Origin of the sequence: Psychrobacter cibarius (assembly GCF_904845955.1) — a bacterium.
Taxonomy (GTDB): Bacteria; Pseudomonadota; Gammaproteobacteria; order Pseudomonadales; family Moraxellaceae; genus Psychrobacter; species Psychrobacter cibarius_B.
Window position 1 is genome coordinate 65,619 of record NZ_CAJGYX010000008.1, and the last position, 26,930, is coordinate 92,548.

Consider the following 26,930-nt stretch of genomic DNA (forward strand, 5'->3'; position numbering starts at 1 on the left):
AGTTTAACCTCTGTCTGTGTTTCGACGATTTCCGTTTCCACGACCACGGCGTTTTGGCGCACGAGTCTGCTCTTCTTTAACGGGATTGTATACACTGTTCATACCGTCAAGGATTTCGCCACGGAAGATCCAAACTTTTACACCGATGGTGCCGTAAGTAGTTTCCGCACGTACTGACGAATAGTCGATATCAGCGCGTAGTGTATGCAATGGCACACGACCTTCACGGTACCATTCAGTACGAGCAATCTCAGCACCGCCAAGACGGCCAGACAGCTCAACTTTAATACCTTTAGCACCAGAACGCATGCTGTTCTGTACGGCGCGCTTCATAGCACGGCGGAACATAACACGACGCTCAAGCTGACTTGCGATACCTTCCGCTACTAAATGAGCATCAAGATCAGGCGAGGTGATTTCTTCAATGTCGACCTGAGCAGGTACGCCCATAATTTTGGTCAATTCTTTTTGAAGTCTTTCAATGTCTTCGCCTTTCTTACCGATAACAATACCAGGACGCGCAGTGGCGATGGTAATCTTAGCAGCACCGGTAGGACGCTCAATCATGATTTTGCTAATCATAGCACTATCAAGCTTTTTGCGCAGATATTCACGAACTTGAATGTCGTTGATTAGGTATTCTGAGTATTGTTTAGGGTTAGCATACCAGTTTGCGTTATGCTTCTTTACAACACCAAGACGAATTCCGATTGGATGTACTTTTTGACCCATAACTTATTCTCCTACCTTTATAGTGATGTGACAGGTACGCTTACTGATACGATCAGCGCGACCTTTAGCACGTGGTAGGATACGTTTTAGCGTAATGCCTTCATCAACGTAGATGGTTGATACTTTAAGGGTATCAATATCTAGACCGTTGTTATGTTCGGCATTGGCGATGGCTGAGTTAAGACATTTCTTAACAAATACAGCGCCTTTTTTATTACTATACGTTAGGATATCCAAAGCACGCTCGATAGATTTGCCACGAACTTCATCGGCAACGAGTCTAACTTTTTGTGCCGATATGGCGGCACCGCGTAATTTTGCAGTTACTTCCATGGTAAGCACCTTATCTCTTAGCTTTTTTGTCAATGCCATGACCACGATACGTACGAGTCGGGGCAAATTCACCTAGTTTATGACCAACCATCTGTTCACTCACGATAACCGGTACATGAGTACGGCCATTGTGAACAGACAAGGTTAAGCCAACCATTTGTGGTAGGATCATCGAGCGGCGCGACCAAGTCTTAATTGGCTTGCGTGAGTTGGTGTCTAATGCATTCTCAACTTTGGCAAACAAATGCGCGTCTATGAATGGACCTTTTTTCAATGAACGAGGCATGAAATTCTTCCTTTATTTCTTCTTGGCGCGACGGCGGATGATCATATTGTCAGTACGCTTATTACTACGCGTTTTAAGTCCTTTAGACTTCTGACCCCAAGGGCTGGTTGGATGGCGACCTTTATTACGACCTTCACCACCACCATGTGGGTGATCAACCGGGTTCATAGCAACACCACGAACAGAAGGACGAACACCACGCCAACGTGAAGCACCGGCTTTACCAAGTGATTTCAAGTTGTTTTCAGTGTTAGAAACTTCACCAATAACGGCACGGCAGTTCACGTGTACACGGCGAGTTTCGCCAGAGCGCATACGTAGAATAGCATAAATACCTTCACGACCTAACAACTGAACGCTAGCACCCGCAGAACGAGCCATCTGTGCGCCTTTACCGATTTTAAGTTCGATATTATGGATCACAGTACCCAATGGGATGTTTTTCAGCGGTAAACAGTTACCTGGACGAATTGGTGATAGCTCACCTGACATTACTGTATCGCCAACTGCTTGTTTTTTAGCAGCAATGATATAGCGGCGTTCGCCATCAGCGTACTTAAGTAAAGCAATGTGCGCAGTACGGTTAGGATCGTATTCAATACGCTCTACCGTGGCTGGGATATTGTCTTTAGTACGTTTGAAATCGATAATACGATAATGCTGCTTATGACCACCGCCAATATGACGAGTCGTTATGCGACCATTATTGTTACGACCACCAGTTTTACTTTTTGATTCGAGAAGCGCTGCAAACGGACGACCTTTATAAAGGTGTGGATGCACCACTTTTTCAACAAAACGACGGCCTGGTGATGTTGGCTTTGCTTTTACGATAGGCATGAGTGTAATCCTTATTCGTTGTTCGCTGTTTCACTAGTAGAAGCAGTCGTATTCGCGACCTCTTCACCAGCATCAGCCATTTGTACATCTTGACCAGCTTTTAAGGTAACGTAGGCTTTTTTGTAGTCATTACGACGGCCGATACTTTTACCAAAACGCTTTGTCTTACCTTTAACATTCAAAGTGTTTACTTTTAAAACTTCAACACCTTCAAACATCATCTCAACCGCTTTTTTGACTTCAAGCTTAGTAGCGTTAGAGTCAATTTTAAATACCTGCACACCAAGTGAGTCGCCAAGCATTTGAGATTTCTCTGAGAATACAGGTCCTCTTAGGATCTGATAAAGTCTTGCGTTATTCATGCTAGTGCTTCCTCAAATTGTTTCGCAGCTTCGACTGTCATGATCACTTTATCAAAAGCGATCAAGCTCACTGGATCCACTTCACTTGTATCAAGTACATTGACATGTGGAATGTTGCGAGCAGCTAAGTATAAGTTTTCGTCAACTTCTTTAGTGACGATTAATGCACGTGATGCATTTAACTCACCTAACTTTGCAATCAACTCTTTAGTCTTAGGTCCAGAAACGCTTAGCTCTTCGACCAAAATCAAACGCTCTTGGCGAATCAATTCGGCTAAGATACACTGCATAGCACCGCGATACATTTTACGGTTAACTTTCTGTGACCAATCTTGTGGTTTAGCCGCGAATGCACGACCGCCCCCACGCCAGATTGGGCTACGAATAGAACCTGCACGAGCGCGACCAGTACCTTTTTGGCGCCATGGCTTAATGCCACCACCAGAAACTTCGGCACGGGTTTTTTGAGCGCGTGTACCTTGACGAGCACCAGCAAGATATGCGGTGACGACTTGATGCACTAGTGCTTCGTTGAATTCACGACCGAAAGCCGTATCAGAAAGCTCAACTGCCGCCCCTGTAACTGTTTTTAAATCCACGTTAATCCCCTTGCTTAGGCTTTGACTGACGGACGTACGATGACATCGCCACCGGTGGCACCTGGGATAGCACCCTTGATGACAAGTAACCCTTTTTCAACATCAACCGATATCACTTCTAGGCCCTGAACGGTAACGCGTTTGTTACCCATCTGACCTGGCATTTTTTTGCCTTTGAAGACTTTACCTGGTGACTGGTTTTGACCAGTTGAACCAATGGCACGGTGAGATACTGAGTTACCATGAGTGGCATCTTGCATGCTGAAGTTGTGACGCTTCACGCCGCCTTGAAAGCCTTTACCTTTACTGTTACCTGTGACATCAACCATCTGACCTTGTTCGAACAAGTCAGCTAGGATCTCACCACCAATTTCACGACCTTCAAGATCGCTATCATTGGCACGAAATTCCCAAACACCACGACCAGCGGCAACGCCAGCTTTAGCGAAGTGACCTTTTTGAGCTGCTGCTACGCGGCTGTCACGACGGGTACCTGTGGTAACTTGGATGGCTTGATAGCCATCTACATCAGTATTTTTTACTTGAGTAATGCGATTAGCACTGATCTCAACCACTGTTACAGGGATAGATGCGCCTGCTTCAGTGAAGACACGGGTCATGCCGCATTTTTTACCGACTAAACCGATCGCCATTTTAGACCTCTTTATATCTTATATTAATGGGTTGGGTGTTTATGTGCATTAACCCAAAGCAATTTGAACGTCAACACCCGCCGCCAAGTCAAGCTTCATTAGCGCATCCACAGTTTTGTCGGTAGGTTGAACGATGTCAACCATACGCTTATGAGTACGGATTTCGTACTGATCACGAGCGTCTTTGTTTACGTGTGGTGAAGTTAGAACGTTGAAGCGCTCAATGCGAGTCGGCAACGGTACAGGACCACAAACTTGCGCACCGGTGCGCTTTGCAGTATCAACAATCTCTTGTGCAGATTGATCAATCAGACGATGATCAAAAGACTTAAGACGGATACGGATTCTCTGGTTAGCCATGCCAGCAAGCTCCTAATATGTGCTTTTGTCATTTTTGCTTTGCAAAGATATGATCAAAAGCCGTTTGGTTAAATATTCACTTAAAGCGGCCTTCTGTTCTTAACCAGAATGAGTTCTTTATCCGAACTTGTAGCGTGCCAAAAGCAAAATAGTTTAAAGCCCCGCCGACCCTTCCATTATAGGATGTCAGCAAAGGCATAATGAAATAGTGCTAGAAACGATGCTCTAGCTGTCATAGCGCCCGCTGTTTGATTGGCGGCGCATATATAATTCAGTGGTGTATATTATACATAGTATTTCAGTCATTGCAAGGGTAATATTTATAGCGACTTATGATATTACCCTTTATAAACAGTAATATGTATACAACAGTATCTGTGCTTTATAAGCACGCTTATATGAATCGATAACTATGCACAGTTAATCTAAAGCTATGAAACATCCATCTAGAACCGTTAATCCAAAACAATGTCATATTGCTCTTGAGTATAGAGATTTTCGACATCAAGGGTAATCACTCTACCAAGTAAATACTCTAAATCTGCCACAGTGTCTGACTCTGAAGTGAGAAGTAAATCAATGACTGCGGCATGGGCAACGACTGTAAATTTCTTGGGAGAGTTATAAGTACGAGCACAACGCATGATTTCACGGAATATCTCAAAGCACACTGTCTCAGCCGTTTTAACAAAGCCGCGTCCTTGGCAGGTCGAGCACGGCTCACATAGCTGCTGCCCGAGCGACTCACGCGTACGTTTACGCGTCATCTCTACTAACCCAAGCTCACTGACCTGAGTAATCTTAGTTTTGGCATAGTCTTGTACTAGCTGTGATTGCAGACTCTCTAACACATCATCTTTATGCTGCTGTTCAAGCATGTCAATAAAGTCTAGGATGATAATACCGCCTAGATTACGCAAACGCAGCTGACGGGCGATTGCATGAGTTGCCTCAAGATTGGTTTTATAAACCGTATCTTCTAACGAACGCCCGCCTACGAATGATCCCGTATTGACATCGATTGTGGTCATCGCTTCTGTTTGGTCGATAATTAGATAGCCACCTGATTTTAAATCTACGCGGCGTTTTAAAGCATCACGCAAATCATCTTCGACACGATGGACATCAAACAAGGATGGCTCAGCGGTATAATGTACAATGCGGTCATAGACAAAAGGCACAAACTCTTTGGCAAAGGATCTGACTTGTTCGTAAATTTGTGCATTATCAATGATGACTTTCTCGGTATCCGCGTGTACCAAATCACGGATAGAGCGCAGCGGTAATGATAGCTCTTGATAAATAAGCTCAGAACTTTGATGTTGTTTCATCTCTTGGCGACGCGCGCAGATGGTACGCCACAGCTGCAATAGATAATAAATGTCTTCTTCAAGCTTATCGACAGGGACACGTTCAGCAGCGGTACGAGCGATGAGACCGCCTTTTAGATTGACCGTTTGCATCAAACTAGATAGCTCAGTCTTCAGACGAGTGCGCTCTTCTTCGCCATCAATGCGCTGAGAGATACCAATGTGTTCGCTTGAGGGCAGATACACCAAATAGCGAGATGGCAAGGATATATTGGTGGTCAAGCGAGCACCTTTACTGCCCAACTGATCTTTGGTCACTTGCACTAAAATACGTTGGCTTTCATGCAAGCGATGTTGAATCAACGTTTTAGAAACAGGGATGACTTCGGTATTTTGTATACTAATCACCGGTGGCGTGACAGCCAAGTTATCAGTACTATTTTCTACCACAGCATCTTCTATATTGCTATCCGAGTTTTTATCGCTATTGTCAGCCGCTTTACTTTTATTTTCTGCTACTGGACGCGGCTCACGCTGCATATCATTGACATGTAAAAATGCTGTCCGCGACTGCCCGATATCAACGAATGCTGCCTGCATACCAGGTAAAACGCGTACGACTGTACCCAGATAGATATTGCCGACCAGACCCAATTTATGATGACGTTCAATATAAATTTCGCCCAAGATGCCATTGTCTAAAACTGCGACACGGGATTCCATTGGACTAATATTAATCAGCAGCTCTTCGGACATAATGTTTTTCTCTTATCTCTCAGCTTTCTTGTTAGACGTTCATCGTCTATTATCTTTATAGTGTAACAAATGCAGCTGGCTCTCGCCCATTACTCTCGCGTGTTATTATGTGCAGCAGGTTAGAGTGACAACCAATCTCTAAGAGACCAATAATCTCCATCAGGGTCTGTCTCGTATTTTACTTGATACTAATATCTGTGACGTTTTGAATTAACGCCAGCGTTTGTGGAAGCGGTAAACCCACGACATTGGTATAGCTACCATTGATACGGCTGACCCAAATAGCACCCAAACCTTGTATACCATAACCACCCGCTTTATCAGCAGGCTCACCACTTTCCCAATAGTTACTCATCATCTCTGCAGTGAGCGCTATAAAGGTCACTTCGGTACGCTCAGTGATTTGTTGCTGATTAATGATTTGAAATACTGGCTCATGAGTTGAGCTGTTAGCCGCTTTAGAAGATAATGATACATAAGTTGCTTGAACCGCTGTCCATACTTCATGGACATTATCAGACATCTGTTGCCACATGCTATAAGCGTGCTCACGATCGACTGGCTTGACCAGCACTGTTTGACCATCTGCCAGCACACCGATGGTATCAGACGTTAGAATGATCAGTGAGTCCGAAAAACAGCTTTTATCCGTTTTCAAGCGTGATGCTAGTTGCTGTATGGCAGCCTCAGCTTTAGTGGCGACCATGCGCTCGATATAGTCTGTAGGTGACTCATCATCATGCTGTGTTTCATCAATATCTACACTCAATGTGCTAAATTCTAGTTGTGCTCTTTCTAACAGTTCACGACGGCGCGGCGAACCAGAAGCTAAAATAATATCCATCGCTACTCTCTTTATATCTGAATTTATCTACCTACTACCGAAAACTGCTGCCTGTTAGTGCATTAACATTAGGTAGTCATGATTAATAAACACCAGCGCTATAATCTTATTGGTTATCAGCAGAATTTTTCTTATGACGCAAATTTACGCAAAGCCAGTAGTACCAATGGCCAGCTGATGATACTCATCAACAGTGATAAGGCAGATTGTGCGACAAAGACATTTTGGATAAACATCTGCAATATCCATAAACATAATTGAAAGACAAACAATCCTAAGCTCGCTAATAACCATGCACTGATGGTATTTAGTTGCCTAATATAAATACTGGTTATTTTTATAAAGAAGGCGACTGCCACGGCGGCAAAGGCTTGCTGTCCCAAATGGGTATCCATGAGTAAGTCAGCAATGAGACCGATGGTAAATGCTGTAAAAACACCAACATAGCGTGGCTGAAATAACAACCAAAAAATCAGCACCATGATCATGACCATAGGGCGTAAAGTAGCCATACTAGGACTTAACGGATATACATTAAGCGATGACGCAATAACAAAACTTAGAATGATGGTAGCAATCAGTAGTACCGTTGCATTCTCAGAATCAGGATACGACATGGGTACTTACCTTAACGAATGTATTGATGGCTGCTGTTAAAGCATGAGTGGGCATTGATGGGATAAAAACCATGGCTAAAAATGTATCGACAAACAGACCAGTTAATAAATAGATGCCAGCCATTATCTGATTGGTGCTTACGTATTGAGCGCCTAACTTCTTAACGGTCATTAAGGGTAATATTATTTTTATTCACCAGCTTATCTTGCAAGACTAATACATACGCATTATCGATAAAGTTCGCCGCTGGGGTCACTTCTATACTTCTAAAGTTATCGGCTTGAGTATCTTTAATATGGGCGATACGCCCGACACGATACCCTGCTGGAATACGCCCACCCAATCCTGATGACACCAGCTCATCACCCACACGCACGTCTGAGGTTTTGAACACATAATCAAGGCTTAATGAGGTTGGTATACCTTGCCCTGTCACGATAGCGCGTTGACCTGTGCGCTTAACCGTAACTGCAACTGATTGCTGCTCATCAGTAATCAATAGTAGGCGACTGGTATTGGGATAGACATTAATAATCTGCCCTAAAATACCGTCCTCATCAATCACTGTTTGTCCAACTTGAACCCCGTCTTGAACGCCTTTATTGAGCACCACGATTTGTCTGAGTAAGTTGGTGTCTGTACCGATTACCTGTGCCAAATTAAGATCAAATTGTTCAGGTTTGGTCGTTGATAAAATACCTTGCAGGCGCGCATTTTGTGCCAAAATATAATCTTGCTGCTGCAACTTGGCTTGCGCATGGATAAGCTGAGACTTCAATTGCATGTTTTCGCGGCGCAGCGCTTCTTTAGACTGTAAGCTGCCACCTGCCCAATGCTTGGCATAACTCGGTAACAGTGATAGCTCATAAATAGGCTGCATCGCGGCATGACTGGTACTACGTACTGGATTAAACCATTCTGAATTTTTGCTATCGAACCACATCAGTATTAGAGCTGCTATTAATACAATGGCAGTCTTACGAAGTGCTAACGGCTGGCGCGCAAAAATACTTGGGGTCATAAGTCGTCTAACTCAGGAGTTATAAAATAAGCAGTAGCCAGTACTGGGTTCTAGTTGATTAATGCAATTAAAGGCAGCGCAACTGGCTACCTTTAATTTTATACTGTTTTGACCCACTATTTTTACGCAAGCTATAATCAAGCACGACGTAGATGATTTATCAATACCGCAGTGCTTCACTAAAGCAATCTAAACAAAAATCATGTTCAAGCTTTTGTTATTGATAAAGTCAAGCGCAATACCACCGCCGCGGCTAACACAAGTCAGTGGATCCTCGGCAACGGTCACAGGTAGACCTGTCTCTCTTGAGATTAATTTGTCCAAATCACGTAACAGCGCACCGCCACCCGTCAAAACAATACCACGCTCTGCGATGTCTGATGACAGCTCAGGTGGCGTCTGCTCAAGTGCAGCTTTCACTGCACTAACGATACCGCTCAGCGGATCACTCAGGGCTTTTTGTACTTCTTCTGAATTAACAGTAAAGGTTTTTGGCACGCCTTCTGCCATGCTACGACCGCGAACTTCAACTTCTAGCTGACTGTCTTCATTCAAAGCAGAGCCAACTTCGTGTTTGATACGCTCAGCTGTAGTCTCACCAATCACGCAACCATGGGTACGGCGTACGTGGGTGATAATCGCGTCATCAAACATATCGCCACCGATACGAATCGACTCAGCATAAACGCAACCAGATAACGCGATAACGGCAATCTCCGTCGTGCCGCCACCAATATCAACCACCATCGAACCGCTGGGTTCATGAACCGGCATGCCAGCACCGATGGCAGCTGCCATTGGCTCTTCTAACAATAGTACTTTACTCGCACCTGCCGAAGATACCGCTTCACGAATCGCTTTACGCTCAACCAGAGTAGATTTGCAAGGCACACAAACCACCACGTTAGGCTGCGCCATAAAACGCTTGGCTTTTACCTTCGTGATGAAATGCTTGAGCATTTTTTGCGTCACTTCAAAGTCAGCAATCACGCCGTCTTTTAATGGGCGAATCGCTGTAATATTGGCAGGTGTACGACCAAGCATCTGCTTGGCATCAATACCAACAGCCGCAACGGTAGGGTTTTGTGTACGATTACTTCGTAACGCAACCACCGTAGGCTCGTCAAGTGCGACGCCTTTATTAGGAATAAAAATGAGAGTGTTCGCAGTACCGAGGTCGATAGCGATATTATTTGATAAAAATCCAAACAGGTTCATGACTAACATTTCCGGCGTATTACAAATGAGGCGAATGAGGCGAATGAGATTGACTGAGGCATTACTCGTCAGCGTTGAGCAGGTCGTCGTTAGACATTACTTATGGCGAAATTTGAACCTCGCAATAAGTCAAACCTAAGCAATAATGATGCAATGGAAAAACTGAGCTAAATTATACCGATTTGGCTCAAAAAAAACACAGATATTTGCATCAGTAAGTCAGGATTTTGGTCTTAAACGCTAAAAGTTGTTACAAAGTTTAAAATAGCAGTAAACACCATTCGACTTAATGAAACATCATTTAATTCAATAACTAACAAGGCTCTACAGGCAAATGATAATTTTGCATAGCAGCACAGGTGCATACTGTAACGTATTTCAGAACGTGATGGGTAAGCAATTGAGAATCAATCGTGAATTATACGGTCAATTTTGCAAATCACGCCATCTTGGTTGATATTGTGCATCAATCAAGCGTCATGCTCTGTAAACTTAAGCCAGATGCTTTATAATAAAGCCACTATATATACATCTTAAGATAAACCCCTTGTTTTAGTTTGTGTTAATAATTATCTATATCTAATGCTTGGCTATTTTAGCCGCATTCTACTCTAACAAAAACTGTCCTTCACTGGAGAAACTATGTCACAGCAACCAGCAACGTCTGACAGCAACGTCAGCCGTGAAGAAATCCTAGAAGTTGCCAACCTTGCACGTTTGGGTGTCGATGAAAGCACAGCCGATAGCTATGCCGACGATATTAGTAAAGTATTAAAACTTATGAATACGCTATCTAACGTGGATACCACAGGCATCAAACCCTTAGCGAATATCCATGAAGCTTGCCAAGAATTGCGGGCTGATGTGGCCAAACACGATATCAACCGCGCGCGCAATCAGTCAGTCGCCCCAGCTGTTGAAGATGGCTTATATTTGGTTCCACAAGTGATTGAATAAACGGCGCGCTGCTTTAATCGCTACCCTATTTTACTTTATGCTACTCACATTTTGACGGACGACACCTTATGTCAGAACTTCATTTATTAAGTACCCAGCAGCTTATTACGGGCTTGCAAGACAAACAATTTAGCAGCCTTGAGCTGACAGAACACTACATCAAACGTATAGACGCGCTAGACAATAAGATTAACAGCTTTATCACTCATACTTCTGAGACAGCACGCGCGCAAGCAAAGGCAGCTGACGAGATGCGCGCGCAGGGCGATCAACGTCCATTACTTGGTGTACCGATGGCGCACAAAGACATCTTTTGTACTCAAGGTGTACTGACGACTTGTGGCTCTAAGATGCTGCATAACTTTATCTCGCCTTATAATGCCACCATCGTCTCGAATATTGTCAAAGCAGGCATGATTAGTTTAGGCAAGCTCAATATGGATGAGTTTGCGATGGGCTCAGACAACAGTAGCTCTCACTACGGCACTGTGCAGAACCCTTGGAACCTAGAGCGCGTCCCCGGTGGTTCATCAGGTGGTAGTGCTGCTGCCGTTGCCGCAGGTTTTGTCCCAGTCGCAACGGGCAGTGATACTGGTGGCTCTATTCGCCAGCCTGCGTCATTTTGTGGACTAACCGGTATTAAGCCAACCTATGGTCGCGTCTCTCGCTTTGGTATGATTGCCTATGCCTCAAGCCTTGACCAAGCGGGCAGCATGGGACGCAGCGCTAAAGATTGTGCCTATCTGCTACAGCCAATGATTGGTCACGATCCACGCGATGCGACTTCTATCAAATACGATATGCCTGACTACGTACAAGACATTAATGATGCTGAAGCCGCGGCTGGTGATAAACCATTTGCTGGCTTGCGTATCGGTGTGGCCAAAGAATACTTTAGTGCTGGATTAGACGCTGAGATAGAAGCGGCCGTACGTGCTGCTCTGAACAAGTATGAAGAGCTGGGTGCGACGATTGTGGAGGTGAATATCACTGACCCTGAAATCACGCTTGCCACTTACTACATGCTAGCACCTGCCGAAGCCTCATCAAACCTATCACGCTTCGATGGCGTACGCTTTGGCTATCGCTGTGAGAATCCAACCGATCTGCTAGATCTATACACGCGTTCACGCTCTGAAGGCTTTGGTCCTGAAGTACAGCGCCGTATCTTGACCGGCACTTATGCACTTTCGGCAGGTTACTTTGATGCGTACTATACAAAAGCCCAAAAAATCCGCCGCTTAATCGTCAAAGACTTCGATGAAGCCTTTGCTAGCTGTGATGTGATTGCTAGCCCAACAGCACCAACGGCTGCGTATAAGTTGAGTGACAATCTCGACCCTGCGACCATGTACTTGGGTGACGTTTATACTATCGCGGTCAACTTAGCGGGTCTACCTGCACTCAGTCAGCCAGTTGGTCTAACCTCAGAAGGTTTGCCTGTTGGCTTACAATTAATCGGTAAGCATTGGCAAGAGAGCCAATTGCTCACGACTGCTCATCTATTCCAGCAGCATACCGACCATCATTTACAACACTCTACCATCGCAAAGGAGACGGTATAATGAGTACAGCTACTACTGATAACAATGCCGTGCGTGAGCATGCCGTGCGTAAAGAGCTTTTCGTCGATGGCTATGAAGTGGTCATCGGCATCGAGATTCATTGCCAGCTCAATACCGAAAGTAAGATATTCTCAAGTGCGCCCACTGATTTTGGTCATGAGCCAAACAGCCAAGCCAGTATCGTCGACTTGGGTTTACCTGGCGTATTGCCAGTGCTAAATGCTGGCGTGGTCGATCGTGCCCTAAAATTTGGCATCGGCGTCAACGCTGAGTTGGGTCTATTTAATACGTTTGACCGTAAAAACTACTTCTATCCAGATTTGCCTAAAGGCTATCAAATCACTCAGATGGCAAACCCTATCGTTGGCGAAGGCTATATCGATGTCGTGGTCAATGAAGGGGATAAGAACGAATATCCAAAACGTATGGGCATCACCCGCGCGCATTTAGCAGAAGATGCGGGTAAATCAGTCCATGATGCCGTCGATGGTATGACTGGTGTGGATTTGAACCGTGCTGGTACGCCATTAATCGAAATCGTCTCTGAGCCTGATATGCGCTCGGCTCATGAAGCACTTGCCTATATCAAAGCCATTCATCAGCTGGTCACGTGGCTAGTAATCTCAGATGCAGTGATGGCTGAAGGCTCATTCCGCTGTGATTGTAACGTCTCTATTCGTAAGCCTGGTGCTGAATTGGGTACGCGTACTGAGCTCAAAAACCTCAACTCGTTCCGCTTTATCGAACGCGCTATCAATCGTGAAACCGAGCGTCAAATCGATATTTTAGAGGACGGTGGCAAAGTACTGCAGGCAACGATGCTTTATGATCCAGAGCGCGACGAAACTCGTGTGATGCGTACCAAAGAAGACGCCAACGATTATCGTTACTTCCCTGACCCTGACTTGCTACCTGTGCGTATCGAACAGCATACGGTTGATAGCATTCGTGCAGCAATGCCGGAGCTACCCGTTGCTCGTCGTGCCCGTTTTGAAGAAGCGCTTGGTCTATCAGAATATGATGCGCGTATCTTGACTGGTAGTCGTCAAATTGCCGATTACTTTGAAGCTGTGGTCGCAGAAGTTGGGCAAGCAGATGCCAAAATGGCTGGCAACTGGGTGATGGGTGACCTACTCGGTGCACTAAATAAAGATGATAAAGAAATTACTGATTCCCCTATCAGCGCCAAGCAATTGGCTGGTATGCTAGCGCGTATCAAAGACGATACCTTGTCTGGCAAATTGGCTAAGAAAGTCTTTAGTGCGCTCTATGAGCGCGCGGGCGGCGATGCTGATGATGCCGCTGACAAAATCATCGAAGAAAAAGGTCTCAAGCAAGAAACCGATACGGGCGCTATCAAAGCCATCGTTGAAGAAGTCATTGCAAAAAACCAAGCGATGGTCGAAGAATATCGCGGCGGTAAAGAAAAAGCCTTTAACGGTCTGGTTGGGCAAGTGATGAAAGCCAGTCGTGGTAGTGCCAATCCCCAGCAAGTGAACCAAATCTTAAAAGAGCTATTGGGTTAATTGCTGATTGGTTGTACTGAGTGTAATACGTAAATTAGAGTTATAGAATTTGACTAAAATAAATAGCTCTTGCAATATGCATAATTTTGCGTAAAATAGTCAGTCATTCGGGGCGTAGCGCAGTCTGGTAGCGCACTACACTGGGGGTGTAGTGGTCGCAGGTTCAAATCCTGCCGTTCCGACCAAGAAATACTAAATAACTCAACGGCTTAGGTCGTTGAGTTATTTTTTTGGCACAAATTTGGCAAAAATTAACATTGTATGCCAAAGTTATTCATGACTGGATGAAGCAGCTCGGCATTACATAAATTACCAATCATAAATGTCGCTGTTATTCCGATAATCAACAAGCCGATTACCCACATTGGCAACGTGAGCGACCAATTAGTTAAGCTTTGACTCTCGCAATTTCTACACCGCCAATCATTCTTTCTAAGCCTAGTTCCACAATCTGGGCACCGCTTATGATTAATAAACATCTCACTTCCTTCCAACCCTATTATTTTTACGCTTTATAAAACCTACATACTACTATACTACGAGCAGACCTCTTTGTTCAAAATCACTGTTTCTACTAGATTATCTTGATTGTCATAACTTGATAGCTTAACCACAACATTATTAGCTGCTTGATATTTTGCACTATAAAAACTCTGACAAAGTTCATCAACACCTAATTCTTGAAGGCTAGGCTCCATATTCTTAACTGCTATTGAGCTTGAATATAAGTTCATTTTCCAGCTCATCAGGTAATTTTTATCTCCCAGATTAAACTCAGGTTGCTCGTTATTGATTTTTTCATTAGCCACTCGATCCATTGAATCAAAAAAAATAGATGCAGTGTCTAAGTCTACATAATGGTAGTCGTCATCTACGACCTCAAAATCTTCAAAAAACTGATCCATCATACTGAATACTTCAGCATTAGCATTAACTGTTATTCCTATTGATATAACTGCGACTAGCCATTTGTTCATAATATACTACCTATCATAATCAACATCTTTATTTCTTCAAACAATTCGAACTGTTTCTTGATTTTATCATATGTATAACTGCTTTTTTTCTCAGAACTTGATACTTCATAAATACCGTTTATTTTCTCAATTTGATAGGAGCCATGCACTATTAATTGCTTGTTAAATACCTTTTAAGATAGGTTCTTATGGCAAAGTAGGGTTTTTTATCATAGCCAAAGTTATTACCATAGACATAGACGCACAGGCAGCGACAAGTAGTGGAATTGTCATGCATGAAGTATGGTATAGATGGTTATTTATCATAGGTTATCATCTTAGTTTTAATAGTAAGGCATTATTGAGAAGCGCTATTCAACTTAATTTTTATATGATGAATATCATGCTTTAGTAATAGCATAATCAAGCACTACCCTAACCGATACTTGTCATCTATAGACTTTTGGCAAGCGAGCAGCTAGGGTAAATGTACCACTTTATGAAGGTTCAACCCATGTCTGAGGCTATCGCTCAGCCCCTCTCGAATTACCTTATAGATGACGCACCTTGGGACGTATACCAACGACCTTATGTGCGTGATTTAGCGTATGTACTTGCCTGCCCTAACGTCTTAACCGAATGGCTGGACTTTGCGCCGCATCAGAATACACATACCGTATCGGTACATAGCGCACACTTTTGGAAACAGCAGTTTGCGGCGTATCAGCAGCGTTTGGAAGAGCTAGATAGCACCAATGCTTATCAGGTGCTGACTCGCTATTTACTCAAGCGCCCTAGCCCCAATCGTTTGGGATTTCACTTTGAAGGGTTACTGTCATTTTGGCTAGAAGATGGCTTTGCGCGTAAGCTACATCCGTATGAAACGCTAGCCAGTAACGTCCAGTTGTATAACGGTAAGCAGACGACTGGTGAGCTGGATTTGATTTTATACAATCATCAAGACAAGCTCACCGAACACTGGGAATTGGCTATTAAGTTTTTTATGGGCTCAGCGCCTTTTGCTCCTGAGAACTGGGTTGGGATTAATTCCAATGACAATCTACAGCGCAAGATGACCCACATGCAAACCAAACAGTTTCGTACCGTATGGGTAGATACCGAAAAGCATGGACAAGTTAACATTGATAAGCGTTATGGCGTGATTAAAGGACGCTTCTTTTTGCCAATCAACACCACTAACTTTAATTATCCATCTTGGTTAGCACCAAGCTTTCCGATGCACGAATGGTGCGATAGCAATGATATGACTAATCTTGCGAAGATTGATATAAGGGCATTACGAGCTGCCCATTATATCGAATGGTTTACTAGGCGCGACTGCTATGATGGACGACAGCCGCAGGTAGCTTGGTCAAACGACGCAATGCCTATGCCTACGACAGGACTATACTTCGAAGGTCATAGTCCGATCGTCATTTATCCTGAACAGCGCGACAAAACGTATGATAAATTTTAGTAACGTCCACCGCATTATATGTACATCGACGCTTTAGCCATCTGCTTTATTAATGCAATGAATCAAGCTACCAAGCATAGCGTCCATACAAGCTAATCTCACTGCGTTTGGCTTTTTCTGAATCGAGACTGTCAGTCAGCAATTTGATGCCAGCATAACGACTGTCTACAGCGAGACCCAATGCTTGCGTCTGCGGCTCTATCAAGCCCGTCACCGTAATGGGGAAAGCATCATTGGACGTTTGGTAGCCTGCGGATAATTGATACAAGTCTTGAATGTCATTCACTTGACCATGTAGACCGAGCTGCCATTGACTGTCTAGCTGATGCTGAAGGCTACCTTCCACTCGCCATGGCAATGTCTGTGTGACATCGTCAGTACTAAGCTGCCCTTCAATCGTATAGAGAGGTCTGCCGTTGACGTCATAATCCAATGCATAACGAGTGCTCGGCATGTCTTTCCAGCGCATGCGTCCAAGGATATCGTAGCCACTCAGAGACAACCGCGTACTATCAGACAACTGACCTGTGAGCTGCAAATCGAGCGAATAACCATATCCCGAAGGTTTCGCGGGGTTCCAGTCTAGGTTTTCCTCCCCTAAAGCTGGTTCATCATAGTAATAATCGATGTAAGCGTTAGTTTTATCCAAACTGTCTCGTATATCTGTCACCTCATTATTTGGTAACACTCTGGTGCTTAAATCGCCAACTATCTTACCTTCTAATGCATGCAGTCCTTGCCAGAGATTGGCCCGAGTCGTCAATTGCCAGTTAGGCATGAGCTGCTGCGTCAGACCAATATTAGCACCGAATCTTTCATTGTGCTTGGCTTCTAAAAATAACGGATAAGTTTGACTGGTACTTGAGGGCTGTTTATTTTCATACTGCCAATAAATTTCGGCAGTCTCTTTGCTAAACGTCATCAAGTAATCATAACGCCAACCTAGACCGTAGCTAATCGCACTGCCCGCAGGACGAATCTCAAGCGACGTCCGACCTTGGGCATAAGCATGATCACCCGAGTCCAAAGGGGCACTCCAATCGTCCAAAAATGCTGAGATAGGCTGTGTTGGACTATGAGCCGTTGCCATCACACTCCACTCTATCTGCGCGTCTGATTGTTTGGTCTGGCTGTCTAGCAAGCCTGTCGCTTGGGGGTAGAAGTAAAAATTCGTGTCAGCAGCTGGTATATCTGCACTATCAGCAACCGCAGCGCTGGATATCATCATAGCGGCAATCGCTGGCGCAGTGATTAACTTGGTACGGCTGTATAAATACGATGCTAAGCTTTTAGGTAAAAAACCATAGAGACTTGAAACGTTATATGGCATAAATTTCTCACGTTTATTAGAGAGCATAAAAAAGAGACAGGAATCTGTCTCTTTTTTTTGTTGCTATACCTCAATCGCTACTAACAACGTTTGAGAGTCGATGTGACACATGATTTGATTATAGAATAATTAAACTATTATCAGTAAACTTGGCCGTAACTTTGCCATCATTATCCATTAAATCACCGTAGTCTTTACCGTTAACCATGATATCGCCAAGCTTGCCCATTTTATCTTTGATAAAGTCACCATTGGCATCGACATTTAACTTGATCGACGCTTTATTTTGCTCAACGGTAAACTGGGTGCTAACCACATCATAGTTATTATCTAAGCTTGACTTACCTGTTACAAATAGCTTCTTACCCTCTACGCTAGCAGTCAGACCTTGTAGCTCAATAACATTACGAGCAGTACGTTTAAGATTGGCTTGGAAATCAAGTGGAATCGTTGTTGCGCCCTGTTTAGTTACCTTGCCTTTAAGCGCCAATACTATTTCCATACCTACGTATTTATTGGCGGCCTCTTCGATATCACCGACTTCATCGATTATGATAAATTTCTTTATATCAGCGTCATTGGCAGTCGCGTTCAGTGTAATCTCTACATCAGTCATCGGTTTTTGCTTGGTCATCTTGCCCGTTATAGCAAACTTATAAGGGATTGTTCTAACCACCAGACTGTTATCTGCCAGCTTTCTGCTGACATCCAGTGCGGCAAATTCAAAATCTTTTGCTTCAATCACGCTATCATTAGCCGTCAACTTCAGACTGCTTAATTTGATGACCGCCTTTTCTAGCGTGATGCCTTCTCTATTTGCGTCATTGATATCAAACTCATCATTGACCACGACTTTATCACTGAATTGACCACTGACTGTTGCGCCTTTAGTACTTGAGTTGAGAGTAACGGTATCAGTGCCAGTGCCAATTTCAATACTCTTGAAACCCAAGCTACCGTTAAAGTTATCTGTACTGGTGTTTGAGCTTAGCGCATCTTCAAAACCATCAAATGCTACCTTAAAATTGTCTTGATTGACGACAACAGGTCCGTACAAACCTGTTTGCGGGTTATACACATAATCGTATTCTTCAATATCAACCTTGGTGCTACCAGTTAAGGTAAACTTCCCATCAGCATTTAGCGTCGCTAAAAAGTCTTTTTCTGGGGTCAAGACTATATTTCCCAATGCCGTTTCAAACTCTTCATCATTAGCCAGTGCAGTAATGTCAGCTGCCGTGAGCTGTGATACATCATTCTCTTCCATATAGTATTTTAGATCACTTGGGATATCGAAGGTATAACCAAGTCGCGTATCTTGCTTTTCTGTAAGGATATCACTTACATCTTCGTAAGCATCTGTAACCGCTTTATTGTCACTGACAAATAGCTTGGCGGTACGAATCATCTCTTTCGCTTGCTCGATCTCAGACAAACTATTATCGACAGGCGGCTTAACTGGCACATCAGGCGTATTAGTACCATTACCAGAAGAGCTATTATTATTGTCATCACCACAGCCTGCTAACGCTAACGTGCTGGCTAACGCTAATGCGCTCAATTTAAAAAATTTCATAACACAGTCCTTTATAGAATGATTTTAAAAACTAGAAGCACCAAAATCTTTATCCAATTAAGCAAATAATGCCTTAATTCAGAAAAGCGCTTCTTAATTTAGAAAACTTAAGTTTGCTTTAAAATAAAATAATAATACTCTTATTTAAGCAACTTATCTATAAAGTAAACGAATATAACAGCAATGTTACACAAAAAAAATGCCGTTGTTGCGACTAATCTTGACTGCCCGCCAAAGACACTTTATCAATAATTTTCAATCACTTGCATCAGCTCGTACCTGAGCATATCTGCGCTTGGCATGCGCTCAGCGTGAAAGCGCACAATAGCAATACCGGCACTAGCAAGGGCTTTGTCTTTTTTGTCATCCGCCTTTTGACGCGCTTTACTCGTGTGTGTCCAATCATCAAGCTCGATAGCAACCAGCGTGGTCTGCGCATCAATATCCACAATCACATAATCGACGCTTTGACGGCAGATACGATTGAACCAAAAACTACGCTCGGAGGCCTCACTGCTATTGCCTTCGATAATGCGTGACAGTTGAACTTGAACGAAAATATGATATTCCGGCAACGCACTTTTTAGCTTATTAAAGAAAATGACTTCCGTATCCGTCATAATCGGCATCGGCGCAAACGGCCAAATAGCCAACTCATCACCGCGTACTGGCTTTGGATCAGGCTCAATAACTGGAGGTCTTTTCAACAGCTTTGGTACGGTAATCAGCCCTAAAAACCCAACGGCCAATATTAAAAATATAACACCAAATGACATGGTTTTACCTTATACATGATTAAGGCAGCCAAATATGTATGACGACTTCCATAAAGTGACATACATACTCAACTGCGACAGGGCAGCCCTTATAGGCTGACCCGTTATACAGAAAAAATCAGGGGCAGTCGGCGCACATCGTAGCTAAGCTTACGCCAATCAGCAAACACTAAAACAAAAAACACGACAATAAATGTCGTGTTTGAATAAAACTCAGATAAAACAATAAAATCTAACAAAGACTCTGCTGTTTATTTAGCAATAACAGTCATCCGATTATCGTGATTTTAATGCTATTTTAGCGCCAGTATAAAACCCAAGCACTGGTCGTATTGACCTTGGGATCGCTATTAATTTTATCTTTTAACGCTAACGCTGCCACTTTGCCTCGCTCAGGACCGACGATGACGCGAACCCCGCGGCTGGTAGGGCTGGTCTTAACTTGGTAGCCTGCAGATTTAAATTTCTTTGCCAGCTCATCTGCTTTGGCTTGATCGTTTGCCAATGCTACTTGCACCCCAAAGCTGCCTTTGGCGTCGGTTTCTTTGACTTCTTTACGGGCTTCACTGAGTTTCTGCTGTGCTTCACGCTTAGCATCCGCTGATTTTTTGGCTAAAGCCTCTTCTTTCTGACGCTTGTCTTCACGTGCCTGCTCAGCCGCTGCCGCTTCACGTGCTAATCGCTCCACTTGCTTACGTGATGGAATGGTGATGTTTTGACCCAGTTGCAGCGATGTCGATGGTGACAGATTATTCGCTTGTGCCAATACTTCTACTGGCATATTGTACTGCCGCGCCAGTTTAATCAGCCCATCTCCTCTTTTGACTTGATAATCAGAAGGCGATTTTGGCGGCTCATTTTTAGCCGCTTCTGCTGCCGCTTGTTTTTTCTCAGCCGCAGCATCCGCTTGTTTCTTAACATCCGCTTGTCTTTTTGCTTCCGCTTCTTTTTTACTGTCTGCTAGTTTCTTTGCGGCAGCCTGCTCTTTAATCGCCGCTTGCCTTTGAGCTTCTTGTTGCGCTTGGGCAGCTTTTTGCTGGTCGCCAGTGTTTGTCTCACTTTCAGCTGACTCAGCAGCGCTAGTCTTTTTTATTGGTGTTGTAGCGTCATTTTTTTCCGCGTCTGATTTATCACTCTCTTCAGCAGCTGCCGCACTACTGGCCATGTACTGCTGACTTTCTGCACGGGCTTTTGCCAATGCTTCCGCCTCAGCGGCTTCTTGTTCAGTTAAGAACTGCTGGGCACGTTTTTCTTGTTCAGCCACACGAGCAGCGCGCTCTTTTTGTTTTTCTGCCAAGATACGTTTTTCAGTCTCGATATCCGTCGTCAGCGGCTGAGGAGACTCTTGCTGAGGGCTTGGCTTATCTACTATTGCTGACGCTGGTTGTGGTTCATTACTATCACCAATCTGTTGCACCATGGCGTATAGCATCACGCTACCGCCGATAATCATCCCAATGCCCAATAAGGCTTGTCTCGAAAAGTTCATCCGTTTACGTCTCTTAGTTGGTAATAAGGTTGATTGAGCGGCGCAACTGCCGTCTCAAAACTTTGTTTAGATAGTTTTAATAGCCTTGATAGGTGTCATTGCCACCAGTTGCGTCCATCCGTTTTTGAATGTTATGCCAAGCGTTTAATGCCATTATAGAGCAGCTTGCCAAATCACTTTGATTATAAAGCATATTTTTCATACTGTCTGCCATCATGCTACTGCTAAGGTTAACATTAAATAAGCACCATTTTAATGTTAATTATCAACCGCCAGTGCGGCCAGTACCTCGCCGATCGTATGAAAGGAGCCACATACCACGATGAGATCTTGCGGCTGACTGGCATTGATAACCGCATCGGTCGCTTCTGATAAACGTTTAAATTCGTGTATTTGAGCATTATCGACATAGGTCGATAGGATACCTTGCAAGTGCTCGGTGCTCGCGGCGCGTGGATAATCAATCTCAGCGACAAACCAATCGCTAATCGGTAAGCTCGCTTCGGTCAAATGCTGCACGACTTTATTGATATCTTTATCGCCCAACATAGAAAACAACATTTTAATGCTGGCAGGTTTTGCTGTAGTTTGATTTTTTTGGCTACTATGTGGATTACTGCTGTGATTTGCAGTATCAGAGCGATTGTAATTGGTTAAATGCTGTTGCCAAAGCGGTAATAGTTGCGCCAATAAAAACTCGACGCCTTGCTCGTTATGCGCGACATCAAACAACCAATGGCGATTGTGGGTCTCACGATAATCAAAGCGACCAGCGAGCCTAACCGTTTGTAATGCTTGCTCAATAGCAGTACTATCGACATTTAACGAACTTGCAAGCACTGCTGATAACGCATTGGCAGTATTAGTCAATGACAGTGCTGGGCGCGGTAACTGCATGGTGACCGCAGCATTGCTATATTGCCAAGCGCTTGCATCCACTTCACGATAATAAAAATCTTGCCCAACTTGATAACAAGTTGCTTGATGCTTATCAATCGCTTGCTGCACACTGACTGGCATCGCGGTAGCACCATAAACCACGCTGATACCATCACGTAAGATACCTGCTTTCTCACGGCCAATATCTTCGACATTGTCACCCAGCCAATCGACATGATCGATAGCGATATTGGTAATCACTGCCATATCAGGATCAATGATATTGACCACATCTAAGCGCCCACCCAGCCCGACTTCCAACACCCAAACATCGCAGTCTGCTTCGGCAAATATCAATAATGCGGCAAGTGTGGTCATCTCAAAAAATGATAAGGTCAGCTCACATGCTAATCGCGCTGCTTCTACCTTGCTAAAGGCTTCAATTAACGTCTCGTCACTGACCATCTCGCCATTGATACGCACCCGCTCATTAAATACACTTAGATGCGGTGATTGATACAGAGCCGTTTTATAACCTGCTGCTTGGCACATCTGCGCGATGACAGCCGTCGTTGAGCCTTTACCATTGGTGCCCGCCACCGTAAATACATAAGCATCGTCTTTGGCTGACTGTACCACGCCTAACGCCTCAGCAACTGGCAAAACTCGCGACAACCCCATATCTATTGCCGATACATGAATCTGCTGCATATAATCGAGCCATTCGGTCAAGCTAGAATGCTTGTTGGGAGTGTTAGGGTTAGAAGGTAGAGAGTCAGACATGGACAGAACCTATATATAATTTTTCGAATAAAAAATAGAGGATTAGAAAGCATTCACTAAGAAATTACAGACAGTATATAACTACCTGCCCAAAAAGCAAAAATAGCATTTACCGCTGTTGACGATAAATGCTATTGATTGATCTTACTTAGTCAGCAAAACTGAGCATGCTACTAAGCATAAGTCATGCGGAATATTAAACTCAGTTATCCGTTAGTCAAGCCGATGAGCAAGTTAGGCATCAACATTAGGCATGCGGCTTAACTTTGCCAGCAGACGATAAATGGTATCAATCATTTGATGACGATGCACCACTTCATCGACCACACCATGTTCTAACAAGAACTCGGCACGCTGGAACGGCTCTTCTAGCGTCTCACGAACCGTTTGCTCAATCACGCGCTTACCAGCAAAGCCGATCATGGCTTTTGGTTCTGCTAAATGAATATCACCTAACATAGCGAGCGACGCTGTCACACCGCCATAAACAGGATTGGTCAATATCACGATATACGGCACGCCAGCAATTCTCAAACGCTCAATCGCTGCGGCAGTACGAGCCATCTGCATCAAAGACAGTAAACCTTCTTGCATACGTGCGCCGCCAGAGGCAGCAAAGCAAACTAAAGGCACTTTGTCTGCCAGTGCTTTCTCAGCTGCTTGGACAAAACGGTCACCAACTACAGAGCCCATAGAACCACCCATAAAGCGGAAGTCAAAGGCACAAGTCACCACATCAAGATTGCGCAGCTTGCCATACAGTACAATCAGCGCCTCAGACTCGCCGGTTTTGTCCTGTGCTTCGGTCATGCGCTGCGGATACGGCTTACTATCCACAAAGCTTAGCGGATCTTTGGCAGTAAATTGTTGTCCAAGCTCACCGTCTACTTGATCGAGCAACCAGTTTAAGCGCTCACGAGCACTCATCGGTAAATGATGATCACAATGCGGGCAAACATAGCAGTTAAAAATAAGCGCCGTATTGGTAATCATCGAATGACAATTACTGCACTTGGTTGACGGTTCAGTCTCTACTGCTGTCAAAGGCGCTGTCAGTTGCTGTTTAATACCCGGTATCGGGCGATTAAACCACGATTGACCAGCAGTATTACCGTTTGGCTCAGCGTTGCTTTTTTCAGTATGGTTCAGAGTCGTCATATCAGGTTTTATTATCGTATCAGTCATATTATTCGCCATTATCAAAGGCTTATCGACAAGCTGGCTCATGCGCTTGTCCCTAAGAATCGATTTATAAGGATCAGTTTAATCGTCACATATTCTCATAACTTTCGCAGCTATAAAGCTACAGTTATAAGGCACGCTTACGTGAAACTGTAACAATTTATATGTGATGTTAGTTTACACACGTAAACTAACTTTAGCAAAGTCATTTAACCCTGTCTTTATAAACATTGTTATTCATATTGCCATGACGATTTAAGTGACGATAATTTAACTTTATTTAACTCAGGCTCTCAAACTATCAAGTGCACCGCGTAGCTCATCCATTTTTGCCATAATTTTTTGCTGAGCGGCGGCAACCGCAGTGCTATCATTGGCATCTATATCAGCAAAATTCTGCACCAAGGCACTACCGACAATAATACCATCAGCATGTGCTCCAATCGCTTTAGCAGAAGCCGCATCACGAATACCAAAACCCACACATACTGGCAAATCAGTCGCTGCTTTAATCGCTTGTACTTGAGTCGCAACATCATCAGTATCAAGCGTTGCCGAACCCGTCACGCCTTTTAATGACACATAATAAATATAACCACCGCAATGGGTCAATACTTGCTCACGGCGCTCAGGTAAAGTGGTTGGTGACAATAAGAAAATCTCATTCATCGAATGGTCAGTCAAATGCTGGGTAAAACTGCCCGCCTCGCTTGGTGGTAAATCAACCATCAAAATACCATCGACACCTGACTGCTCACATAGCGCAACGAAGTTATCGTAACCAATGATTTCAACAGGATTGAGGTATCCCATCAAAATAATGGGGGTCTGCGTGTCTTGCTGACGGAACTCTGCAACCATTTTTAGCGCATCACGTGTACTCGTACCTGCGGCTAATGCACGCTCTCCAGCTAAAGCGACGACTGGACCGTCTGCCATTGGATCAGAAAACGGCAAGCCAACTTCAATCATATCAGCACCGTGCTTGACTAAGTCATGTAGTAAACCAACGAAGTTGCTAGGGTTGGGATCACCTGCCATGACATAAGGGATCAGGGCTTTTTTATTTTGTGCTTTTAAGGTTTCAAAAGTGCTTTCAATTCTGGTGCTATTGTTGATAGTGCTCATATCAAAATCCAAAAGTTATACTCATTTTGTAGGTATTAATGAATGTTGCCATAAAATAATTTTATAAATCGTATAGCTTTTGAACTATAGTGTTATATTTTTTAGGTAACAAGGACAGTTCACCGTAACTCAGGTCGGTTACACATAAACCAACGCCGCTCTCTTCTATCTTGCCATAAAAGATGACGTATCTACCAACAGAGTTATCATTAATTTTATGTTTAGCTTGTAATGAATGCTCTTCTTTAATACAAAAATCTGCATAACCTCCACCTTTTTTGAAAGATAGAAAAGTCATTCTTATGTTATTATCTCGTTTTTCTTTGCCCTGATGATCAGATCTTGTAATCTTTCCTATATATAGTTTGCTATCATTATCTTCTGCTTTGATATCACTCACATCATTTAGTAAATCACTCAACGGTAGAGCTATATTAGAATTGGGCAGGTAGTAGCCTTTATGTAAATTTTTTGAAAAATTTCTACATATGGCTCTAACGGATGTTACCTTGGAGGGTAAGGAAAATTTTTCTCCTGTATGTCTACTTATTGAGACATCTGTAGTAGGACCATCTATATCCTCTATCAAAGAGTCGTAGCAATCTTCATCATCGTCAACATTCTTAACTTCAGGGACTTCCTTCATAAAGCTATCTATAACGACTAATTGTTCATTATCTACAGCTTCTTTAGCCTCTTCTTCATTGACATAATTTAGACCTTCACCTTTGTTTGCCCTGTACATGCAATTAATATGTGAATACGAGGGCAGATGTTTAAAATATGCTAATACGTTATTTCTTGAACGAGATTCTACCAAGGGTGTTCTTGTTAAAGGTGTAAAACACTTTGGACAAAATATTTTCTCATACATAACATCACGAATATACTCATTTGAAGTAACTGCCTCATGGTTTTTTAACAGCTCGGCATAGTTTTCTATCGAGTAAGTCCAGTTATCAGAATACATTGCGTATGGTATTTTTCTTGAAGACATTTGAGTATCCTTTTCCATAATAAGACAGCTTTTACAACTCAATCCCTTCCGCCTTCATCACTGAATGCAAATCTTTATCCCCACGACCAGACATATTAACGATAATGGTTTGATCAGGGGTCATCGTCTTAGCTAGCTTCAATGCATAAGCAACGGCATGCGCAGATTCGAGCGCAGGGATAATACCTTCTTTACGCGTCACTTCATGGAAGCCTTCTAGCGATTCTTTATCGGTACAGCCGACATATTCAACACGCTTCATGTCTTTTAAGAAGCTGTGCTCAGGACCAACGCCAGGATAATCAAGACCTGCCGAGATAGAATGCGTTTCCTGAATTTGACCTTCATCATCCGCCATGAGATAGGTACGGTTGCCG

General features: G+C 43.6%; 27 protein-coding genes, 1 tRNA gene and 1 pseudogene. 5 read left to right on the forward strand and 24 right to left on the reverse strand.

Translation table 11 applies throughout. The features are described 5' to 3' along the window. Positions 1-3 precede the first annotated feature (3 nt). From rpsC to JMV76_RS13365, 13 genes are all read right to left on the reverse strand, one after another. Complete coding sequence (gene rpsC / locus JMV76_RS13305; RefSeq protein WP_201503013.1) at positions 4-732, reverse strand: 30S ribosomal protein S3; 729 nt, start codon at positions 730-732, stop codon at positions 4-6. A gap of 3 nt (positions 733-735) precedes the next feature. Beyond that, complete coding sequence (rplV, locus tag JMV76_RS13310; RefSeq protein WP_045446615.1) at positions 736-1,065, reverse strand: 50S ribosomal protein L22; 330 nt, start codon at positions 1,063-1,065, stop codon at positions 736-738. A gap of 10 nt (positions 1,066-1,075) precedes the next feature. Continuing rightward, complete coding sequence (gene rpsS, locus JMV76_RS13315) at positions 1,076-1,351, reverse strand: 30S ribosomal protein S19 (RefSeq protein WP_010196682.1); 276 nt, start codon at positions 1,349-1,351, stop codon at positions 1,076-1,078. A 12-nt stretch (positions 1,352-1,363) separates the two neighbouring features. Further along, positions 1,364-2,191 (reverse strand): 50S ribosomal protein L2, encoded by an 828-nt coding sequence (gene rplB / locus JMV76_RS13320; RefSeq protein ID WP_055125272.1) that lies wholly within the window; start codon positions 2,189-2,191, stop codon positions 1,364-1,366. A gap of 11 nt (positions 2,192-2,202) precedes the next feature. Next, the gene (gene rplW / locus JMV76_RS13325) at positions 2,203-2,553 is read right to left on the reverse strand and encodes a 50S ribosomal protein L23 (protein WP_010196677.1); all 351 of its coding nucleotides are present in this window, start codon (positions 2,551-2,553) and stop codon (positions 2,203-2,205) included. Beyond that, positions 2,550-3,152, reverse strand: coding sequence for a 50S ribosomal protein L4 (rplD, locus tag JMV76_RS13330; RefSeq protein WP_045446611.1), 603 nt, complete (start codon positions 3,150-3,152; stop codon positions 2,550-2,552). The genes rplW and rplD overlap by 4 nt, the downstream gene beginning before the upstream one ends. A gap of 14 nt (positions 3,153-3,166) precedes the next feature. Beyond that, positions 3,167-3,805 carry a 50S ribosomal protein L3 gene (gene rplC / locus JMV76_RS13335; RefSeq protein ID WP_055125271.1) on the reverse strand — a complete coding sequence of 213 codons (639 nt, stop codon included), beginning with the start codon at positions 3,803-3,805 and terminating at the stop codon, positions 3,167-3,169. 48 nt (positions 3,806-3,853) lie between these two features. Then, positions 3,854-4,165: a 30S ribosomal protein S10 gene (gene rpsJ / locus JMV76_RS13340; RefSeq protein ID WP_010196670.1), complete on the reverse strand. Its 312-nt coding sequence runs from the start codon at positions 4,163-4,165 to the stop codon at positions 3,854-3,856. A 455-nt stretch (positions 4,166-4,620) separates the two neighbouring features. Next, complete coding sequence (locus JMV76_RS13345; RefSeq protein WP_201503014.1) at positions 4,621-6,231, reverse strand: Rne/Rng family ribonuclease; 1,611 nt, start codon at positions 6,229-6,231, stop codon at positions 4,621-4,623. Positions 6,232-6,409: 178 nt separating this feature from the next. Then, on the reverse strand, positions 6,410-7,075 hold the full coding sequence (locus tag JMV76_RS13350; RefSeq protein ID WP_201503015.1) for a Maf family protein: 666 nt from the start codon (positions 7,073-7,075) through the stop codon (positions 6,410-6,412). 131 nt (positions 7,076-7,206) lie between these two features. Continuing rightward, a complete protein-coding gene (gene mreD / locus JMV76_RS13355; RefSeq protein WP_201503016.1) occupies positions 7,207-7,692 on the reverse strand; it encodes a rod shape-determining protein MreD in 486 nt (161 codons plus the stop codon). 161 nt (positions 7,693-7,853) lie between these two features. Continuing rightward, complete coding sequence (mreC, locus tag JMV76_RS13360) at positions 7,854-8,714, reverse strand: rod shape-determining protein MreC (RefSeq protein ID WP_060490528.1); 861 nt, start codon at positions 8,712-8,714, stop codon at positions 7,854-7,856. Positions 8,715-8,903: 189 nt separating this feature from the next. Beyond that, complete coding sequence (locus JMV76_RS13365) at positions 8,904-9,941, reverse strand: rod shape-determining protein (RefSeq protein WP_201503017.1); 1,038 nt, start codon at positions 9,939-9,941, stop codon at positions 8,904-8,906. Between the two features lie 633 nt (positions 9,942-10,574). Here JMV76_RS13365 and gatC point away from each other — a divergent pair. From gatC to JMV76_RS13385, 4 genes are all read left to right on the forward strand, one after another. Further along, the gene (gatC, locus tag JMV76_RS13370; protein ID WP_045446594.1) at positions 10,575-10,889 is read left to right on the forward strand and encodes an Asp-tRNA(Asn)/Glu-tRNA(Gln) amidotransferase subunit GatC; all 315 of its coding nucleotides are present in this window, start codon (positions 10,575-10,577) and stop codon (positions 10,887-10,889) included. Between the two features lie 68 nt (positions 10,890-10,957). After that, positions 10,958-12,454, forward strand: coding sequence for an Asp-tRNA(Asn)/Glu-tRNA(Gln) amidotransferase subunit GatA (gene gatA, locus JMV76_RS13375; RefSeq protein WP_201503018.1), 1,497 nt, complete (start codon positions 10,958-10,960; stop codon positions 12,452-12,454). Beyond that, on the forward strand, positions 12,454-13,980 hold the full coding sequence (gene gatB, locus JMV76_RS13380; RefSeq protein WP_201503019.1) for an Asp-tRNA(Asn)/Glu-tRNA(Gln) amidotransferase subunit GatB: 1,527 nt from the start codon (positions 12,454-12,456) through the stop codon (positions 13,978-13,980). Before gatA ends, gatB begins: the two co-directional genes overlap by 1 nt. A gap of 108 nt (positions 13,981-14,088) precedes the next feature. Next, positions 14,089-14,165 (forward strand) — tRNA-Pro (locus JMV76_RS13385). Positions 14,166-14,516: 351 nt separating this feature from the next. Here JMV76_RS13385 and JMV76_RS13390 read toward each other — a convergent pair. After that, entirely contained in the window at positions 14,517-14,957 is a 441-nt protein-coding gene (locus JMV76_RS13390) for a hypothetical protein (protein WP_045454482.1), read from the reverse strand. A 493-nt stretch (positions 14,958-15,450) separates the two neighbouring features. Between JMV76_RS13390 and JMV76_RS13395 the strand changes: the two genes are divergently transcribed. Next, positions 15,451-16,413, forward strand: coding sequence for a DUF1853 family protein (locus JMV76_RS13395; protein ID WP_201503020.1), 963 nt, complete (start codon positions 15,451-15,453; stop codon positions 16,411-16,413). Positions 16,414-16,480: 67 nt separating this feature from the next. Here the strand turns inward: JMV76_RS13395 and JMV76_RS13400 are convergent, their stop codons facing one another. The 10 genes and pseudogenes from JMV76_RS13400 to JMV76_RS13440 form a co-directional block, all read right to left on the reverse strand. After that, positions 16,481-17,743 (reverse strand): DUF5723 family protein, encoded by a 1,263-nt coding sequence (locus tag JMV76_RS13400; RefSeq protein ID WP_201503021.1) that lies wholly within the window; start codon positions 17,741-17,743, stop codon positions 16,481-16,483. 118 nt (positions 17,744-17,861) lie between these two features. Then, on the reverse strand, positions 17,862-19,319 hold the full coding sequence (locus JMV76_RS13405; protein ID WP_201503022.1) for a hypothetical protein: 1,458 nt from the start codon (positions 19,317-19,319) through the stop codon (positions 17,862-17,864). 245 nt (positions 19,320-19,564) lie between these two features. Further along, positions 19,565-20,095 (reverse strand): DUF2726 domain-containing protein, encoded by a 531-nt coding sequence (locus JMV76_RS13410; protein ID WP_087814679.1) that lies wholly within the window; start codon positions 20,093-20,095, stop codon positions 19,565-19,567. 298 nt (positions 20,096-20,393) lie between these two features. Next, entirely contained in the window at positions 20,394-21,584 is a 1,191-nt protein-coding gene (locus tag JMV76_RS13415) for an SPOR and LysM peptidoglycan-binding domain-containing protein (protein WP_201503023.1), read from the reverse strand. Between the two features lie 76 nt (positions 21,585-21,660). Continuing rightward, positions 21,661-21,786, reverse strand: a complete 126-nt coding sequence (locus JMV76_RS15140; RefSeq protein WP_265090312.1) for a hypothetical protein — start codon at positions 21,784-21,786, stop codon at positions 21,661-21,663. Positions 21,787-21,842: 56 nt separating this feature from the next. Further along, on the reverse strand, positions 21,843-23,246 hold the full coding sequence (folC, locus tag JMV76_RS13420) for a bifunctional tetrahydrofolate synthase/dihydrofolate synthase (protein WP_201503024.1): 1,404 nt from the start codon (positions 23,244-23,246) through the stop codon (positions 21,843-21,845). Positions 23,247-23,480: 234 nt separating this feature from the next. Further along, positions 23,481-24,443, reverse strand: a complete 963-nt coding sequence (accD, locus tag JMV76_RS13425) for an acetyl-CoA carboxylase, carboxyltransferase subunit beta (RefSeq protein WP_201503034.1) — start codon at positions 24,441-24,443, stop codon at positions 23,481-23,483. 270 nt (positions 24,444-24,713) lie between these two features. Then, the gene (gene trpA / locus JMV76_RS13430) at positions 24,714-25,556 is read right to left on the reverse strand and encodes a tryptophan synthase subunit alpha (RefSeq protein WP_201503025.1); all 843 of its coding nucleotides are present in this window, start codon (positions 25,554-25,556) and stop codon (positions 24,714-24,716) included. Between the two features lie 61 nt (positions 25,557-25,617). Beyond that, a complete protein-coding gene (locus JMV76_RS13435) occupies positions 25,618-26,571 on the reverse strand; it encodes a hypothetical protein (protein WP_201503026.1) in 954 nt (317 codons plus the stop codon). Positions 26,572-26,584: 13 nt separating this feature from the next. Beyond that, positions 26,585-26,930 (reverse strand): annotated as a pseudogene (locus JMV76_RS13440) (tryptophan synthase subunit beta); the annotation flags it as partial.

Bases quoted from the DNA above. Each gene is read 5' to 3' on its own strand.
- rplW (WP_010196677.1), bottom strand. From the start codon at position 2,553: ATGAATAACGCAAGACTTTATCAGATCCTAAGAGGACCTGTATTCTCA.
- JMV76_RS13365 (WP_201503017.1), bottom strand. From the start codon at position 9,941: ATGTTAGTCATGAACCTGTTTGGATTTTTATCAAATAATATCGCTATC.
- rplC (WP_055125271.1), bottom strand. From the start codon at position 3,805: ATGGCGATCGGTTTAGTCGGTAAAAAATGCGGCATGACCCGTGTCTTC.
- rplV (WP_045446615.1), bottom strand. From the start codon at position 1,065: ATGGAAGTAACTGCAAAATTACGCGGTGCCGCCATATCGGCACAAAAA.
- JMV76_RS13345 (WP_201503014.1), bottom strand. From the start codon at position 6,231: ATGTCCGAAGAGCTGCTGATTAATATTAGTCCAATGGAATCCCGTGTC.
- JMV76_RS13400 (WP_201503021.1), bottom strand. From the start codon at position 17,743: ATGCCATATAACGTTTCAAGTCTCTATGGTTTTTTACCTAAAAGCTTA.
- JMV76_RS13435 (WP_201503026.1), bottom strand. From the start codon at position 26,571: ATGGAAAAGGATACTCAAATGTCTTCAAGAAAAATACCATACGCAATG.
- rpsS (WP_010196682.1), bottom strand. From the start codon at position 1,351: ATGCCTCGTTCATTGAAAAAAGGTCCATTCATAGACGCGCATTTGTTT.
- rplB (WP_055125272.1), bottom strand. From the start codon at position 2,191: ATGCCTATCGTAAAAGCAAAGCCAACATCACCAGGCCGTCGTTTTGTT.
- mreD (WP_201503016.1), bottom strand. From the start codon at position 7,692: ATGTCGTATCCTGATTCTGAGAATGCAACGGTACTACTGATTGCTACC.
- folC (WP_201503024.1), bottom strand. From the start codon at position 23,246: ATGTCTGACTCTCTACCTTCTAACCCTAACACTCCCAACAAGCATTCT.
- JMV76_RS13395 (WP_201503020.1), top strand. From the start codon at position 15,451: ATGTCTGAGGCTATCGCTCAGCCCCTCTCGAATTACCTTATAGATGAC.
- JMV76_RS13415 (WP_201503023.1), bottom strand. From the start codon at position 21,584: ATGAACTTTTCGAGACAAGCCTTATTGGGCATTGGGATGATTATCGGC.
- accD (WP_201503034.1), bottom strand. From the start codon at position 24,443: ATGGCGAATAATATGACTGATACGATAATAAAACCTGATATGACGACT.
- gatA (WP_201503018.1), top strand. From the start codon at position 10,958: ATGTCAGAACTTCATTTATTAAGTACCCAGCAGCTTATTACGGGCTTG.
- rpsJ (WP_010196670.1), bottom strand. From the start codon at position 4,165: ATGGCTAACCAGAGAATCCGTATCCGTCTTAAGTCTTTTGATCATCGT.
- rpsC (WP_201503013.1), bottom strand. From the start codon at position 732: ATGGGTCAAAAAGTACATCCAATCGGAATTCGTCTTGGTGTTGTAAAG.
- JMV76_RS13405 (WP_201503022.1), bottom strand. From the start codon at position 19,319: ATGAAATTTTTTAAATTGAGCGCATTAGCGTTAGCCAGCACGTTAGCG.
- gatB (WP_201503019.1), top strand. From the start codon at position 12,454: ATGAGTACAGCTACTACTGATAACAATGCCGTGCGTGAGCATGCCGTG.
- trpA (WP_201503025.1), bottom strand. From the start codon at position 25,556: ATGAGCACTATCAACAATAGCACCAGAATTGAAAGCACTTTTGAAACC.
- JMV76_RS13350 (WP_201503015.1), bottom strand. From the start codon at position 7,075: ATGGATATTATTTTAGCTTCTGGTTCGCCGCGCCGTCGTGAACTGTTA.
- mreC (WP_060490528.1), bottom strand. From the start codon at position 8,714: ATGACCCCAAGTATTTTTGCGCGCCAGCCGTTAGCACTTCGTAAGACT.
- JMV76_RS15140 (WP_265090312.1), bottom strand. From the start codon at position 21,786: ATGAAAAATATGCTTTATAATCAAAGTGATTTGGCAAGCTGCTCTATA.
- JMV76_RS13410 (WP_087814679.1), bottom strand. From the start codon at position 20,095: ATGTCATTTGGTGTTATATTTTTAATATTGGCCGTTGGGTTTTTAGGG.
- gatC (WP_045446594.1), top strand. From the start codon at position 10,575: ATGTCACAGCAACCAGCAACGTCTGACAGCAACGTCAGCCGTGAAGAA.
- JMV76_RS13390 (WP_045454482.1), bottom strand. From the start codon at position 14,957: ATGAACAAATGGCTAGTCGCAGTTATATCAATAGGAATAACAGTTAAT.